The 15127-nt window shown below is 69.8% G+C and carries 8 protein-coding genes; 4 read left to right on the top strand and 4 right to left on the bottom strand.

Features of this window, described 5'->3' with window-relative positions:
* Positions 1-418: 418 nt before the first annotated feature.
* On the top strand, positions 419-2740 hold the full coding sequence (locus HY049_03785) for a carbohydrate binding family 9 domain-containing protein (GenBank protein ID MBI3448028.1): 2322 nt from the start codon (positions 419-421) through the stop codon (positions 2738-2740).
* Positions 2741-2761: 21 nt separating this feature from the next.
* On the opposite strand, the gene HY049_03780 is transcribed toward HY049_03785, so the two are convergent.
* Both HY049_03780 and HY049_03775 read right to left on the bottom strand, forming a co-directional pair.
* On the bottom strand, positions 2762-3499 hold the full coding sequence (locus tag HY049_03780; protein ID MBI3448027.1) for a hypothetical protein: 738 nt from the start codon (positions 3497-3499) through the stop codon (positions 2762-2764).
* Between the two features lie 2 nt (positions 3500-3501).
* Positions 3502-4611, bottom strand: a complete 1110-nt coding sequence (locus HY049_03775; GenBank protein MBI3448026.1) for an alanine--glyoxylate aminotransferase family protein — start codon at positions 4609-4611, stop codon at positions 3502-3504.
* 23 nt (positions 4612-4634) lie between these two features.
* Between HY049_03775 and HY049_03770 the strand changes: the two genes are divergently transcribed.
* Positions 4635-5612 carry an RluA family pseudouridine synthase gene (locus HY049_03770; GenBank protein ID MBI3448025.1) on the top strand — a complete coding sequence of 326 codons (978 nt, stop codon included), beginning with the start codon at positions 4635-4637 and terminating at the stop codon, positions 5610-5612.
* Positions 5613-5627: 15 nt separating this feature from the next.
* Here the strand turns inward: HY049_03770 and HY049_03765 are convergent, their stop codons facing one another.
* On the bottom strand, positions 5628-8843 hold the full coding sequence (locus HY049_03765; protein ID MBI3448024.1) for a TonB-dependent receptor: 3216 nt from the start codon (positions 8841-8843) through the stop codon (positions 5628-5630).
* A gap of 365 nt (positions 8844-9208) precedes the next feature.
* On the opposite strand from HY049_03765, the gene HY049_03760 reads away from it, so the two are divergent.
* Positions 9209-9901: an HAD-IA family hydrolase gene (locus HY049_03760; GenBank protein ID MBI3448023.1), complete on the top strand. Its 693-nt coding sequence runs from the start codon at positions 9209-9211 to the stop codon at positions 9899-9901.
* A 29-nt stretch (positions 9902-9930) separates the two neighbouring features.
* Positions 9931-11553 (top strand): amidohydrolase family protein, encoded by a 1623-nt coding sequence (locus tag HY049_03755; protein ID MBI3448022.1) that lies wholly within the window; start codon positions 9931-9933, stop codon positions 11551-11553.
* Between the two features lie 3 nt (positions 11554-11556).
* Here HY049_03755 and HY049_03750 read toward each other — a convergent pair whose 3' ends face one another.
* Entirely contained in the window at positions 11557-15117 is a 3561-nt protein-coding gene (locus HY049_03750) for a VCBS repeat-containing protein (GenBank protein MBI3448021.1), read from the bottom strand.
* Between the last annotated feature and the right edge of the window lie 10 nt (positions 15118-15127).

The raw sequence follows: 15127 nt of genomic DNA, 5'->3' as shown, positions 1-15127 counted from the left end.
CCTGACGACCCTGTGCCCGTCGCGATCCGCTGGTTTCCGAAGCCGATCTGCCAGAACGCCGCCGAGATGTTCGCGACGTGGCCGCTGGGATCCACCGGGTAGGCGCTGTCACTCCAGTCGGGAGGCTTGGAGAAATAGGCCAGGTCGCTGCACTGGAAGATGGCGAAGCCGCCGAACTCGAGGCAGCCGGCGGAGGCGGGCCCCGCCGCCACGAGGATGACGACGGCGAGCGGGCCGACGCATCGCGGGAGACGGGGACAGAGCGAACGAAGCATCGACATCTCCTCTATATCGATGCGCGGGCGGACAGCGGGAATCGAGAACCAGTATACGATCAACTCCTCCTCATTGCGCCAGGCGTACCGCGGGGCGAGATTGACAGCGCCGGACGCCGCCCGTAGGATTTCCGCCCCTAAGGATGGATGCTTCCCCTCCCGATCGGAGATCCCGAGCCCTGCGAATCGACGGCATCCATCCCCTCCGCCCACGGTGCGCGGCCGCTCTGCTCCTCGCGCTCGCGGCGCTCACGGTGTGGCCTCTCGCATCCGCCGGCGAAGAGACGCCGACCCTCGCGCCGCCGACGGTGCGCGCCGCTCGCGCGACGCAGCCGATCCGGCTCGACGGGGTTCTCGATGAAGCCGACTGGCAGTCTGCGCCGGCGATCGACTCCTTCACGCAGCGCTATCCCGCAGAAGGGAGCCCGGCCTCCCAGGCGACGCGCGTGCGGATCCTCTACGACGACGAGCGCCTCTACATCGGCGCCGTCCTCTCGGACGACGAGCCGGACCGCATCGTCGCCCGCGAGATGAAGGAGGACGCGCCGCTCGACAATGACGACAGCTTCTTCGTCGTCATCGACACCTTCCACGATCGGCGGAACGGATTCTTCTTCGAGACGAACCCGCTCGGCGCCCGGACCGACGCGCTCGTCTTCGACGAGGGGCGCAACAACTCCTTCGACTGGGACGGCGTCTGGGAGGTGTCGGCGAAGGTGACGCCGACCGGCTGGTCGGTCGAGATGGAGATCCCGTTCAAGACCCTTCACTTCGATCCGGCGCGCACGGGCTCGTGGGGGCTGCAGATCGGCCGGGTCATCCGGCGCAACGCCGAGGACGCCTACTGGGCTCCCATCCCCCGGAACGAGGACAAGTGGCGCCTCTCCCGCGCGGGGGAGCTGACGGGGCTCGAGGGGATAAGGCAGGGGAGGCACCTCGAGGTGAAGCCCTACGCGCTCGGCGCCGTGGAGCGGCGCCCCAGCTTCGGCGAGACCGCCGTCGAGGGGAGGGAGGAGGGAGGGGTGGACGTGCGCTACGCCGTGACGCCGAACCTCTCGGCGATCGCGACGGTGCACACCGATTTCGCCGAGACGGAGGTCGACGACCAGCAGGTGAACTTGACGCGCTTCCCGATCTTCTTCCCCGAGAAGCGCGAGTTCTTCCTCGAGTCGAAGGGGTATTTCGATTTCGGCTACCGGAAGAGCCCCTTCTCGTTCGCGGGGCCGATCCCGTTCTTCAGCCGCCGCATCGGCCTGGGGCCGCGAACCGTCGGCGGCGAGACGGTGGACGCTCCCGTCCCGATCCTCGGCGGCGTCAAGCTGGCCGGGAGGCTCGACCGGTGCAACATCGGCTTCCTGAGCGTCGAGACGGAAGCCGACGGCGGCACGCCGCAGACGAACTTCACGGCCCTCCGGGTGAGCCGGGACATCCTCACCCGCTCCAACTGGGGGATCCTCGCGGTGAGCAAGGAGCCGGCCGGGCCGAGCGACGCCGTCGATCCCAACGACTTCACCGCCGGCTCCCACTCGAACCGGACGTACGGGGCGGACATGAACTTCTCGGTCCTGCAGAACTTCCGCTTCGGCGGCGCGCTCCTCGAGACGCGGACGCCGTCGATCACCGACGGCCAGCGGGCGGGGAGGCTCTACGTCGACTGGAGCGACAGCGCGTGGGACACGGAGCTCTCCTACAAGGACATCGCGCGCCACTTCAATCCGGAGGCGGGCTTCGTCGAGCGGACCGGGATCGAAGAGCTCGGGGGCTTTCTCGGATGGTCGTGGCGCTCGAAGACCGCCCTCATCCGGAAGGTCGAGCCCCACGCGCGCTTCACGTACACGATGGATCAGGAGCACGATCTCGCGACGCGCCGCCAGCACTGGGCAACTTCCATCGAGTTCCGCGACGGCTCGACGGTGGAGCTGGCGTGGAACCCGATGTTCGACAGGCCCGAGAGCACCTTCGAGCTCTCGAGCCGGGCCTTCGTCCCGCCGGGCGCCTACACGATGGCGAGCCGCTACAGCGTCCGGATCGACGGCGATCCGAGCCGCGTCGTCTCGGCGAGCGCCTCCTCGGAGTTCGGCGACTTCTTCGACGGCCGCTACCAGACCGTCGTCGCGGGACTCTTCGCCCGGATCTCCGAGCATTTGAAGGCGTCGGCGACCGTCCAGCGTAACGACATCCACCTTCCGGATCGCCCCGGCGGGATCGATCCGTCGGAGTTCCTCACGACGCTGGCGCAGGCGCGGCTCGGCGTCACGTTCACGACGCGCCTCTTCTTCGACGCGCTCGTGCAGTACAACACCGAGGTGCGCGACGTCTCGACCAACCTCCGCCTCAACGTGAAGTACCGGCCCGGCTCGGACATCTACCTGGTGTACAACGAGCGGCGCGACATCGAGGGGCTTCCGACCGACGTGGTCGATCGGTCGTTCACGGTGAAGTGGACGTACCTCGTGTCGCTCTGAGGCGGGAGGTTCGGCCGGCCGTCAGCTCTTCGGCGCGATCACGAGGAATCGCGCCGGAGCGCGTCCGGTGTTGTGAACCTCGTACGGGAGATCTCCCGGGACCTCCTGGACATCGCCGGCGCGAAGCGGGCGGGTTCCCACTCCCGCGGCCCCCTCGATCTTGACGCGCACGATCCCCTCAGCCTCCGTCCCGTCGAGCGCGACGAGGAAGGGCGGTGACTTCGCGGCGGGCGCGGCCCAGGTCGCCCCCGGATCGAGCGTGAGAAGGCCGATCCGGAGCTGATCCGACTCGAGCTCCGGGAGCAACGTCGACCCCGCCTGGCCTGTGGCGACCGCGCCGCCGCCGGCCGGGCAGTTCATGGCCTCGTCCGGGATCACCACGGCGCAGATGTTGCGCGCGCCGGTCTGGGATGGGAGGAACTCGATCGTCACGTTCCGGAAGGGGCGATCGCTCTCGTTGTGCGCCACGTGGGCGAAGCCGCCTCGGGTGAAGCGAACCGCCGCGTCGGGAAAGTCGAGGCGCCGCTCGGGCTTGCCGAGGACGGCGTTGACAATCGTCGAGTCCCCGAGGGCGACGAAGACGTAGTCCCTGTCGTGCTGGTGGAGCAACGTCGCGCCGCGCGGCGCCACCTCGACGCGGAAGGCGCGCAGGCGATCCGTCGTGGCGACGAGATGGTGCGAGGGCTCCTCGGTGATCGGCACGGGTGACGCGGCGACGAGCGCGACGACGGCGGCGAGGGGGGCAAGGGATCGGATCATCGTCAGGTCCGCCCCAGGATCCTCTTCATCCCCGCGAGCAGCCTCTCGACGTTCTCGAGGCGCGCCGAGTACCCCATCAGCCCGATCCGCCAGATCTTCCCCGCGAAGGGGCCGAGGCCGCCGGCGATCTCGATGCCGTCCTCCTCGAGGAGGCGCTTTTTCACCGTCCCCGCGTCGACGCCGGCCGGGACCTTGATGGCGTTGACGACCGGCGCGCGCCGCTCCGGCGGGACCAGGAACTCGAGCCCGAGCTTCGGAAGGCCTGCCGCAAGGGCCGTGTGGACGTCCATGTGACGGCGGTAGCGCGGTTCGAGCCCCTCCTCGACGCAGAGGCGAAGCGCTTCTCGAAGGGCGTAGACCATCGTGACCGGCGCGGTGTGGTGGTAGACGCGCTCTGCCCCCCAGTAGCCGTTCAGGAGCGAGAGGTCCAGGTACCACGAGCGCACCGGGCTCTTCCGGCCGCGCACGACGGCCATGGCGCGATCGGTGATGGTGAGCGGGGCGAGCCCCGGCGGGGCGCTGAGGCACTTCTGCGACCCCGAGTAGGAGAGGTCGATCTCCGCGGCGTCGGCGTCCACCGCGATCCCCCCCAGCGAGGCGACGGTGTCGGCGACGAAGAGGGCCCCGTTCGCGTGCGCGAGGCGGGCCATCTCGGCGAGGGGCTGCATGACCCCCGTCGAGGTCTCGACGTGCACGATGCCGAGGAGCTTCGCCCTCTTCTTCTCGAGGGAGCGCTTCACGGCCCCAGGGTCGACGAGGTCTCCCCACTGCGGCTCGATCGTCTCGACCTCGGCGCCGCAGCGGCGGGCGATCTCGGCCATGCGCGCGCCGAAGTGGCCGCAGACGCCGATGACGGCGCGATCGCCGGGCTCGAGGAGGTTCACCATCGCCGCCTCCATCCCGGCCGAGCCGGCGCCGGAGATGGGGAGGGTCATCTCGTTCTTCGTCCCGAAGACGAGGCGCAGCGCCTGCATCGTCTCGTCCATGATCTTGAGGAAGGCGGGGTCGAGATGCCCGAGGACGGGGTTCGACATCGCGCGGAGGACTTCGGGGGGGGCGTCGCTGGGCCCCGGTCCCAGGAGGAGCCTCTTCGTCGGGGCGAGGGGAGCCATCGTCAGGGTCATGCGGAGCCTCCTTGAAGCATGTCGCGCGGGCGTCGGCGGGCGGCCGCTATTATACCGGGGTGGAGACGCCGCCGCGCCAGAGGAGCCTCGTCTACCGCGTCACCGAGCGCGACGCGGGGGTGCGCCTCGACCTCTTCCTGAAGGAGCGCATCCCGAAGATGTCGCGCGAGGGGCTCAAGCGCGCCATCGTCGACCGCGTCGTCGTGCGGGGCCGCCCCCGCGCGCGCGCCTCGACGGCGCTCCGCGCGGGGGACGAGGTCGAGATGACGTACCCTCCGCCCGAGGCGTCGCGCGCCGTCGCGGACGGCGCCGCCGCCCCACGGATCCTCCACGACGACGCGGCGATCCTCGTCGCCGACAAGCCCGCCGGGATGCTCTCTCACGCGACGTCGCGATCGACGTCCCTCTCGCTCCTCGGGTGGCTCCGCGGGGCGGGCTTTGGCGAGCTCCACCTGGTCCACCGGCTCGATCGCGAGACGAGCGGCCTGACCGTTCTCGCGAGGACGGCGGAGGCGGCGCGCGCCCTCTCCAGGGATTTCGCGCGGCGCGCGGTCGAGAAGCGGTATCTCGCGATCGTCTTCGGCGAGGTGGCGGCGGAAGAGGGAGTCATCGATCGGCCCATCGGGAGCGCCAGGGGATCCGCCGTGCACGTGAAGCAGGGGGTGGACGAGGAGAATGGGCGGCCGGCCCGGACGAGGATTCGGGTGCTCGAGAGGCTCCGGGGGTTCACCTTCCTCGAGCTGCATCCGGAGACGGGGAGGCGGCACCAGATCCGCGTCCACCTGATGTCGATCGGTCACCCGGTCGCCGGCGACGTTCTCTACGGCGCGCGCGAGAGCCGCGAGGCGGGGATCACGGGGCGGCAGCTCCTCCATGCGGGGGGGATTCGCTTCCGCCATCCCGCGAGCGGTGACGCCGTGTCGTTCGACTCGCCGATCCCGCCCGACATGGAGGCGTTCCTCGTCAGTCGTCGCCGGCCCGGCGCCTGACGCGCGCACGAGCGGTCAGATGTGGATGCTCATCCCCATCTCCCATCGGCGCCCGAACCGGCGGTTGAAGCTGCGGAGGCCGAGAGCCCCCGCGCTCGCCCGCGACTCGTAGAGCGTGACGTCGTCCTGGCCGAGGAGGTTGTCGACGGCGAAGTAGGCCTCGGCCGACTTTCCGGAGATCGCGAACCCCTTCTCGACGCGGCCGTTCACGGTCCACTGATCCCCGTTGCGCTGGTCGTTCCGCCGTCCGTTCACGTAGGAGAAGCGCGGCGCGGAGTTGCCGACGTCGTCGATGTCGATCGTCTCGTAGATCGCCGAGAACGGCGTCCCCGAGGCCCAGAAGATCGAGCCGCCCAGGATGACGCGCTTCGGCAGGTGCGTGGAGGCGAACGCCTTGACGATGTGCCGCTGATCGTAGTCGAGGGGGCCGCGCTGCTTGTCGCGGTAAGCCGGGTCGTCCCCCAGGACCGACAGGAACTGCTCGGCGTCCCCCGTCGCCCTGGAGAGGGAGTAGGAGAGCTGCATCTGCCAGTTGTGGTGGAGCCGGCGGTTCAGGACGAGCTCGAGAGCGCGGTAGCGGCTGGCGTTGTAGTTCCCGACCCGGAAGACCTGGTCGAAGTAGGGGTTCACGTTGTAGAGATCGGGGGCGCCGTTCGGCAGGCTGAGCGGGCCGACCAGGGGGACCGGATCGATCGGCAGGTCGTTCCTCGGCGGCCTGTCGGGGAAGCCGCCGAAGAGATCCATCACGAGGCGCCCGTTCTCCCCGCAGATCGTGTACGTATCGACGTGGAAGACCTTTCGGTAATCGGGACAGGTGATGTGGTTGACGTCGAAGTCCTGGAGCAGGTTTTTCGCGGTGCGCTGGATCGAAGTGACGGCGATCGACCACTCGGGGGCGATCTCGCGCTCGACCGTGAAGGTCCTCTCGTCGGTGTAGGGTGTCGTGAGGCCGCGGTTCACCTCGAAGATGCTCCGCGTGAGGGTCGGGAGGGAGCGATCCCCCGGGTTGATCCAGGGGGTCACGTCCGGGCCGGGAACGAAGACGAAGTTCCGCACATCCGGGAGCTGCTCGACGGTCACCTCGCCGAGGAAGAGGCGGTCGAAGTAGCGCCCCATCGTCCCCGACACCTTCGTGCGTCCGTCGTTCCAGGGATCCCACGCGAACGAGAGGCGCGGGGCGAGGTTCCGGTTCGCGATCGTGAAGTTCTCGCCCGGGCGAAGCTCGGGGCGGGTGTAGAGCCCCCAGATGGCGTCCCCCTCGCCCCCCCGCCCCGTGTCGAACCACCCGTCCTCGTTCGTGTCGAACCGCGCGAGAGGGGAATCGGGGGGCGCAGCGATCCTCGTCGGCAGGCCGCTCGAGGGTTTCCCCGGTGTCCGGTTGATCTCGCACAGGACGCCGACGATGGAGCAGGCCAGATCGAATCTCCGAAGCGCTTCGCGCGCCTCGGCGCGCAGGCGGAAAGGCTGTCGCCCGAACGTGTCCACGATCTCCTGATCGAGGCGCAGGCCGAAGCCGAGCGTGAGGTTCGAGGCCGGCTTCCAGTTCTCCTGGACGAAGGCGGCGAGCCCTCCTCCGGTCGCGTGCGGGTACGAGATGAGCGGGTCGAACGACGTCAGGAGCTGGATTCCGGAGACGGCGATCGGGTTGTCGACCGGCGACAGGATCGGCCCGTGCGAGGGCCTCAGGGAGCTCGAGAGGACCGGGTTCGTGATGAGCCGGTCGTCGTACGCCTCGTCGGTGTACTCGAAGCCGGCGCGGACCGAGTGCGATCCCCACGCGTCGTCGAGGTTCAGGTTGAAAGTCGAGCCGAAGGAGTTCCGGATCCGGCGGTCCCCGTCCTTCTGGTAGTACGGCCCGGACACCTCGTTGTTGTAGCGATCGATCTGGTAGAGGTTCGTCGGGGCAATCGACCGGAAGCAGTTCACGACGTTGCAGGGGTAGAGTGCGAAGAACTGCTCGCCCCCGGCGTCGGCGCGCACGTCCACGTGCACCGGCGCGAAACGACTGGAGACCGGGTCGTACCCCTGGCCGGTGTCGAAGTGCGAGAGGGTCGTCTCCATGAGGAGGACGGGGGAGAGGATCGTCGTCCAGCGTAGGGTCGATGTCAGCCCCCCGGTCCGGAAGATGTAATCGCTCTCTGCGAGGACTCCGGGCCTGAGGCCCAGGCCGCCGTAGCGCTGGGGATCGAAGTTCCCCTCAATCGAGATCTTGTTGTCGGAGGAGATCTGCCACGTGAGCTTGGCGAGCCCCTGGTAGCCCCGAATCGTCCGCACGAACGTCCCCGCCCCCCCCAGGGACACCGGGGTCTGGATGTCTATGCTCTGGACCGACGCGAAGTACCAGAGGCGGTCCCTCGCGACCGGGCCGCCGAAGGTGAAGGCCCCCTTCAGGTCGCGGAACGAGAGGGTCGTCGGGGTGGCCGCCTGGAAGGTGTCGTTCGCGGCGGCGCCGCGCGAGTCGAAGTAGATCGAACGGAAGAAGAACCTCGCCGACGCCTCGAACTCGTTCGTTCCCGACTTCGTGATGATGTTGGCGAAGCCGCCGTCGGCGCGCCCGTACTCGGCCGAGGCCCCCGACGTGATCAGCTCGACCTCCTTGATGGCGTCGAGGTTGAGGACCTGGCCGAAGTGGCCGGTGAGAGGGTCGGTGATGTCGGCGCCGTCGAGGCGGTACTGCAGTCCGGTGTCGCGCGCGCCGTGGACGTTCGGGTTCCCGTCGCCGTCGGTGTCCGTGATGCCGGGGGCCAGCGTCAGGAGGTCCTGGAAGTTCCTGCCGACGAGCGGCAGCCCTTCGATGTACTCGTCGTTGAACCGCGTGCTCGTGACCGCCGTCTCGGTGTCCACCGTCCGCGGCGTCGCCTCGACGACGACCCGCGTCGTCAGCTCGTCCGAAGGGGTGAGCCGGACCGGCAGGTCGGTCGTCTTTCCAGAGCGGAGCGCGATCGGGCCGATGTCGATCGCCGCGTACCCGGGGAGATCGGCCCTGAGGGTGCACGGCCGCTCCGCCTCGAGGCCGTTGAACGTGAACGCGCCGTGGACGTCGGTGAGGAGGCGCACGGGGGTCTGAGGCGCGGCGGCCGGGCCGCACGTGAGCGTGACGATCACTCCGGGGAGGGGGGTGCCGTCGTCCGCGCGCACAGTGCCGCGCAGGGCGGAGCTGCTCAGCGCGGCGGCCGCGCCCACCGACGCGGCGAAGACGATACCGGCGATCGCGGCGCGCGGCTGTTTCATGGCGCGTCCTCCGTGAGACCAGACTGGCCCGACATCAGACTAACCCATTGGACCCCTCGAAACTCATCAAGGTTCACCCAGGCGCCGCCATCGGGTCCGGGCCGGAGCCGGAGGAGAGTGGTTCCTCCGGCTGCGGCGTCCTTGCCGCCCGGCCCGGACCTTCTCGGGGTGCCGGCACCCCCATGCGACCCCGGTCCGCCTCCTCCGATCTCCCGTACAGCATGGATGGTGCCATCGACGGCGAGGCGTTCTTCCGGGCTGCGGCGATCCTCGATGGAATGGAGTTCCCTCCGGCGCCCCGGCGCGTGGAAAAAGTTCTTCCCGCGCCTACAATGCGCCCTCGCGGGTGGAGGTGCGGCGTCACGATGGGGGTCCCGGGCTTCGAGCGCGTGCGGGCGATCGTCTTCGATCTCGACGGGACGCTCATCGACTCGTACGAGGCGATCGCCGTGAGCCTCAACCACGCCCTGGAGCTCGCCGGCAAGCCGCCGAAGTCTTTCGCCGAGGTGCGGGGGCTGGTGGGCTTAGGCCTCGAGACCCTCATCGAGCGCGCGCTGGGAGGTCCGGAGGGCGTCGCGGGGGCGGTCGAGGATTTCCGGCGCCACTACGATCGCGTCTGCGTCGGGATGACGACGCTCCTTCCGGAGGTCGCGGAAACTCTCGCCGAGCTCGACCGGCGCGGCTACGCGATGTCGATCGCCACCAACAAGCCGTCGTACTTCGCGTGGCGGCTCCTCGAAGGGCTGCACGTGAGGCGGCACGTGACCGCCGTGTTCGGCCCCGACGTCGTCGAGAACCGCAAGCCCCATCCCGAGATGGTCCTCACCGCGATGCTGCGGATGGGGGTCACTCCGGCCCAGACGCTCTACGTCGGCGACATGGAGGTGGACGTGGAGACGGCGCGGGCGGCGGGGGTGCCTGTCGTCGTCGTCCCGACCGGGAGCCGCTCGGCCGCCGAGCTCGCCGAGGCCAGGCCGGATCGCCTCCTCTCATCCCTCAAGGACCTGCTGGACCTCGTCCCTCGCGTCGCCCCCCCTCGCTCACCCGCGCCGAAGTGAAGCGGCGGCTGTTTCGGGGCGGACTCCTCGTGGACGGCACCGGCGGTCCCGCGCGCGCGGCCGACGTGCTCGTCGCCCTGGACGTCATCGAGGAGGTCGCGCCGCCGGGATCGATCCCGGATTCCGCCGCCGACGGCGTCGTGGATGCTTCCGGGAAAATCGTCGCGCCGGGATTCATCGACCTCCACTCCCACGGCGATCTGATCCTCGCGCTCGACGACGAGCCCCTGCGCCGCCGCCTCGTCCACGGGCGCCTCGCCCAGGGGATCACGACCGAGGTCGTCGGCAACTGCGGGCTGGGGGCCGCGCCGGTCGCGCACGCGCACGAGCGGGAGCTGCGCGACGTCGTCGCCTGGATGACGCCGAAGGACGAGGCGTGGAGATGGCGCACGGTCGGCGAGTACCTCGATCGCCTCGAGGCGCTCGGCGTTCCGCTGAACGTCGCGACGCTGGTCGCGCACGGCGCCCTCCGCGTCGAGGAAGCGGGGCTCGCTCGCCCCCTCCCGTGGGGCGAGTCGATCGCCGCGATCGCGGCCTCGCTCGATCGCGCGCTCGGCGACGGGGCCTTCGGGATGTCCCTCGGCCTCATCTACCCTCCCGGGAGCTTCACGCCGTCGACCGAGATCGACCCTCTCGCGCGGGTCCTCGCGCGCCGCGACGCCCTTCTCACCGCGCACGTCCGTGGCTCGAGCGAGACGCTCCTCGACGCGGTCGAGGAGATCCTTTCGTACGGGCGCGGGGCGGGGGTGCGCGTCCACCACTCGCACAGCGAGGCGGTGGGGCCGGCGCACTGGGCCATGATTCCCCGCGTCCTCGAAATGGAGGGCGAAGCCCGGCGCGCCGGCGTCCGCGTGACGTACGACATGTTCCCGTACACCGCCGCCGCCACGTCGATGGCGGCGATCTACCCGCCGTGGGCGCTCGCGGGGGGGCTCGGCGCCCTGGTAGATCGCCTCCGGGATCCTGCGACGCGCGCGCGCGTGCGCCGCGACGTCGAGAGCTTGGTGCCGGCCTGGCCGCCCTGGGGAGTGAACGGGTGGGCGCACAACCTCGTGCTCGCCGTCGGCTGGCGCCGCATCACGGTGGGGACCGTGGCGACCGAGGGATCGCGCTGGGCCGAGGGTCTCTCACTTACTGATCTCGCCGAGCGAGCCGGGAGCGATCCCTTCGACGCGATTTCGGATCTCATGGTCGCGGCGGAGGGGCGGGTCTCGCAGATCATCCACGGGATCTCGGGGGACGAGGCCGACGACTCGGGCCTCATGTCGCTCCTCGCCGATCCTCACTCAGCCTTCTGCACCGACGCGAACGACGTCGGGCGCGGCCTTCCTCATCCCGCCGCCTACGGGACGTTTCCGAAGATCCTCGGCGAGTTCGTGCGCGGGCGAGGGGTGCTGCCGATCGAGGAGGCGATCCGGAAGATGACCTCCTATCCGGCGGCGATCCTCGGCCTCGCCGATCGCGGCGTCGTCCGAAGGGGTGCGCGGGCGGATCTGGTGGTCTTCGATGCGGCGACGATCGGCTCGGCCGCGACGTTCGCCGAGCCGAGGAGGATGGCCGACGGGATCGATCTCGTGATCGTCAACGGGGAGACCGCCGTCGAGCGCGGCGAGCTCAGGTCGATGGACGCGGGGAAGGTGCTGCGGCGGTGAGCGTCACGGCCCGATCGGCGTCACGCTCCTCTTGACCTGCCGCGTGTTGTACGCGTCGAAGTACTCGAGCGCCCGATCGTCGACCGGGTACGCGGCCGACGCGGGGTATGGAAAGGCCGGCATCGCATGGTAGGGGAGAGGCTCGACCCGATCCGGGCGGGCCGAGTTCACGTCCATGTCCTTCCCGAAGCCGTCGGCGTAGAGGAGAAACGTCCGCGTCATCCCCGGCGCGAGGGGCGGAAGCGGGGCGGGATCGAACGACATCGCGATCTCGTCGCCGCCGCGCGTGATGACGTACCGATCGTCGGCTGATGCAAGGAGAGGCCGCACGTCGCCGTACCGCGTGTAGAACCCCTCGTGCGCCTTCCAGAAGATCGAGGGGTCCTCGCGCGCGTAGTCGTACGCCGCGGGGGCCCTCCCGTCGGGGGAGACCGGGAGCGGGAAGCCGCGCCACCTCAGGAGCGCGACGGACGGGTCGAGCCGCGTGATCGACGCCGGTTTCCCGGACGGGGTGGCGACGAGGATCCTGTCCCAGTAGATCCTCATGTTGGTCGTGATGCGGATCTTCGTCGCTTCGTGCGGAAGCTTCCCCGTCAGATCGACAATCATCGTCTTGGGGAGCCCCGCGGGGAAGCCCATGTCGTGCGCGACGACGATCCACGCTCCCGTCGAGGGGTCCTGCGCCTCGAGGGAGGGGGCGGCGAGGGCGATTCCCGACTGGGATGCGGCGAGGTTGCTCGTCGAGTCGGCGTAGTCGATCCACGCCGTCATCAGCAGCACGGCCCCTCCCGCGGCCGGCGCCCCGAGATCGAGCGTGAGTGCGTGCGTCTCGGCGTAGCCTTTGAAAGGCAGGAGCCGGAAGCCGTCGGGATACGTGCGGTCCTCCCTCGCGAGCGCGTCGGTGACGTCGCGCCCTCGGTCGTCGACGGCCGAGACGGCCGGGTGGGCCCCCCGGACGACGTGCATCCTGAACCCCGGGAACGGCGGCGTCTCGACGAGCCTCTCGTCGGGGTACGCCTCGGTCCCCTCGGGATGATCCACGGCGACGAGCTGCGCGCGATCGAAGTAGATCGTCTCCTCGAGCTGATTGACGAGGTAGAGCTCGTAGCGGCCGTCGTGGGGGCTGATCCTGTCGGCCGGGATCCTCACGTACTCGTCGGTGTCGGGGGTGTTCCAGGTGGCGGGGGCGACGAGGTAGCCGAAGGCCGATCCGCCGAGGAAGTCGGTGACGAAGGCGATCTTCGTGCCGTCCCACGTGTAGAGGATGGGGCAGGAGGTCCCCTTCCGGTCGAGCTCATCGACTTTGAGCGGGGCGTCCGCGGCCACCTTCACCTCGTCCTGGAGGACGCCCCCGGGCCACAACAGCCTGAGCGCGTCGACGCTCGCGTGGGCGCCGAGGCCGAAGAAGGGACGCAGGCTCGTGGACGAGAGGTATCCGGAGCCCGAGGCGATCTCGGTCTTCTGCCAGAGTGTCCCGGCCTTCGCCTCGACCTTCGTCCCCACCCCCTGCCTGTTGCTGTTGAGCCCCTTCGGCGTCACGGTGAGCCAGTGGCCCTTGTTCCCGCCGTCGTTCCTCAGGATCGTGGGCGACGCGCCGTTGTTCGAGATGACGAGATCGAGATCGCCGTCGGCGTCGAGATCGGCGACCGCGAGGCCGCGCCCCCGGCGTGCCGTCACCCGCGCGAGCCCCGAGACGGCCGTGGCGTCCTCGAAGATCCCCTGGCCCAGGTTGTGGAGGAGGCGGATCGCCGGTCCGCTGTCGGTGCCGTTCACGGCGAGCAGGTCCACGAGGCCGTCGTTGTCGACGTCGGCCGCCCCCAGCCCGAAGAGTGGGCCGTTTCCGTCGCGCGGGATGTCGGCGACGGCCGTCACGTCGAGGGCGAAGGCGCCGCTCCCGTCGTTCCGGAAGAGGCGCGGGACGGACGAGTCCCACAACGTCGCCGCGATGTCCACCCATCCGTCGCGGTTGTAATCCACGGCGACGATGCCGAGGTAGTTCCCGCTGGTCGGGAGGCCGACCTTCGCCCCGATGTCCGTGAAGGTGCCGTCGCGGTTGTTCGTGTAGAGGGCGATCCCCTGCCCGAGCCGAGCCACCGCGACGTCGATGTCGCGGTCGTTGTCGAAGTCCGAGAAGACGGCGCCGGTGTTCCGCGTCGAGCCGTCGCCGAACCGTGCGGCCTGCGTCACGTCGGCGAACGAGCCGTTCCCGTTGTTCCTGAAGACGCGGATCTCCTCACCGGCGTAGTCGCCGGGGAAGGAGAGGGACTCGCGGGGCGGGTTCGGCGCCGACATGAGGCCTGCGACGAAGACGTCGAGATCCCCGTCGTGATCGATGTCGGCGAGCGAGGCCCCGGCCGCGAAGAAGCCCTCCTTCAAGGCGGGGAGCGTGGCCGGCGTGAAGGCCCCCTTCCCGTCGCCGAGCAGGAGCGCCACGCCGCCGTAGCGCGTCACGAGCAGATCCACGTCGCCGTCGTTGTCGACGTCGCCCGCGGCGATGCCCATCCCTTCGCCCGTGGGGATGGCCGACGCGGCCCCGGAGGCCTCGAAGCTCATCTTTCCCCTGTTGAGGAAGAGGCCGGCCGGCTTCCCGAGGGTGTTGGGGAAGATCAGATCCTCCATCCCATCGCCGTCGACGTCGGCGACGCCGACGCCGCTCCCGAGGAAGGGGGCGACGTGATCCCGGAGCACCGCCGCCGCGTTCCCGCCGGCGGGAAGGGGGGAGCGCAGCCCGAGAGGATCGCCTCCCCCCGAGTGCGCGAAGGCCACTCCCGACGTCACCGAGGCGTTGGTGAAGGTGATGCGTCCCGCGGCGAGAGGGTCGACCCGCGCGTTGCGCCCCGAGAGATCTTCCATCGCGAAAGAGTACCGCCCCTGCTCGCCGTACTTCATCCCCGAGGACGACACCGGGAGGCTCGACGCCGCCTGGAGCTCCTGGTGCTTCTGCATGTACTTCTTCCCGCTCTCGATGTCCCCCTTGGAGATGAAGGCGCGGCCGAGCGAGTAGTAGGCGGGGAGGAGGTTCGAGTCGAGCTTGAGCGCCGCCTGGTACTCGGCGATCGCCGCGTCGAAGTTGCGCGCCGACTGGTGGAGGGCGCCGAGGTTGTAGTGCAGGTCGGGGTCGCGCCCGTCGCCCGCGACGGCCGCCTTCGCGTGCAGGATCCCCTCGTCGGTCTTCCCCTGGACCTTGAAGATGAGCGAGAGGTTGTAGTGCGCGTGGACGTTCCCGGGATCGGCGGCGAGGGCGCGGCCGAAGCTCTCCGTGGCCTCCGGGTATCTCACCTGCGCGAGCTGCGCGATCCCGACGTTCACGAGCGCGGGGACGTAGTCGGGAGCGGCGGCGATCGCGAGCCGGAACTCCTTCTCGGCGTCCGACGCTTTGAACTGCGCGAGGAGCGCGATCCCCAGGTTGTTGTGCTCGATGGCGGCGTCGCGCGGTGTCTGGGCGGGGGCCGTGGCCCCCCCGGGGGGTCGCACCGAGCCTGTCCCCCCGAGGAGGAGGGAGAGAACGCCTATATATATGATGACGGTCGCGGGGCGGGAGCTGGGTTTATCCTTTGGATTCATGGGGTTATGC

It is taken from the genome of Acidobacteriota bacterium (assembly GCA_016195325.1).
In the GTDB taxonomy this organism is placed as follows: Bacteria; Acidobacteriota; Polarisedimenticolia; order JACPZX01; family JACPZX01; genus JACPZX01.
Note: the sequence above shows the minus strand (reverse complement) of the source record. Positions and strands in the feature narration are given on the sequence as shown.

Coding starts and splice junctions, on each gene's coding strand:
- HY049_03785 (MBI3448028.1), top strand. CDS start 419: ATGGATGCTTCCCCTCCCGATCGGAGATCCCGAGCCCTGCGAATCGAC.
- HY049_03780 (MBI3448027.1), bottom strand. CDS start 3,499: ATGATCCGATCCCTTGCCCCCCTCGCCGCCGTCGTCGCGCTCGTCGCC.
- HY049_03775 (MBI3448026.1), bottom strand. CDS start 4,611: ATGGCTCCCCTCGCCCCGACGAAGAGGCTCCTCCTGGGACCGGGGCCC.
- HY049_03765 (MBI3448024.1), bottom strand. CDS start 8,843: ATGAAACAGCCGCGCGCCGCGATCGCCGGTATCGTCTTCGCCGCGTCG.
- HY049_03760 (MBI3448023.1), top strand. CDS start 9,209: ATGGGGGTCCCGGGCTTCGAGCGCGTGCGGGCGATCGTCTTCGATCTC.
- HY049_03750 (MBI3448021.1), bottom strand. CDS start 15,117: ATGAATCCAAAGGATAAACCCAGCTCCCGCCCCGCGACCGTCATCATA.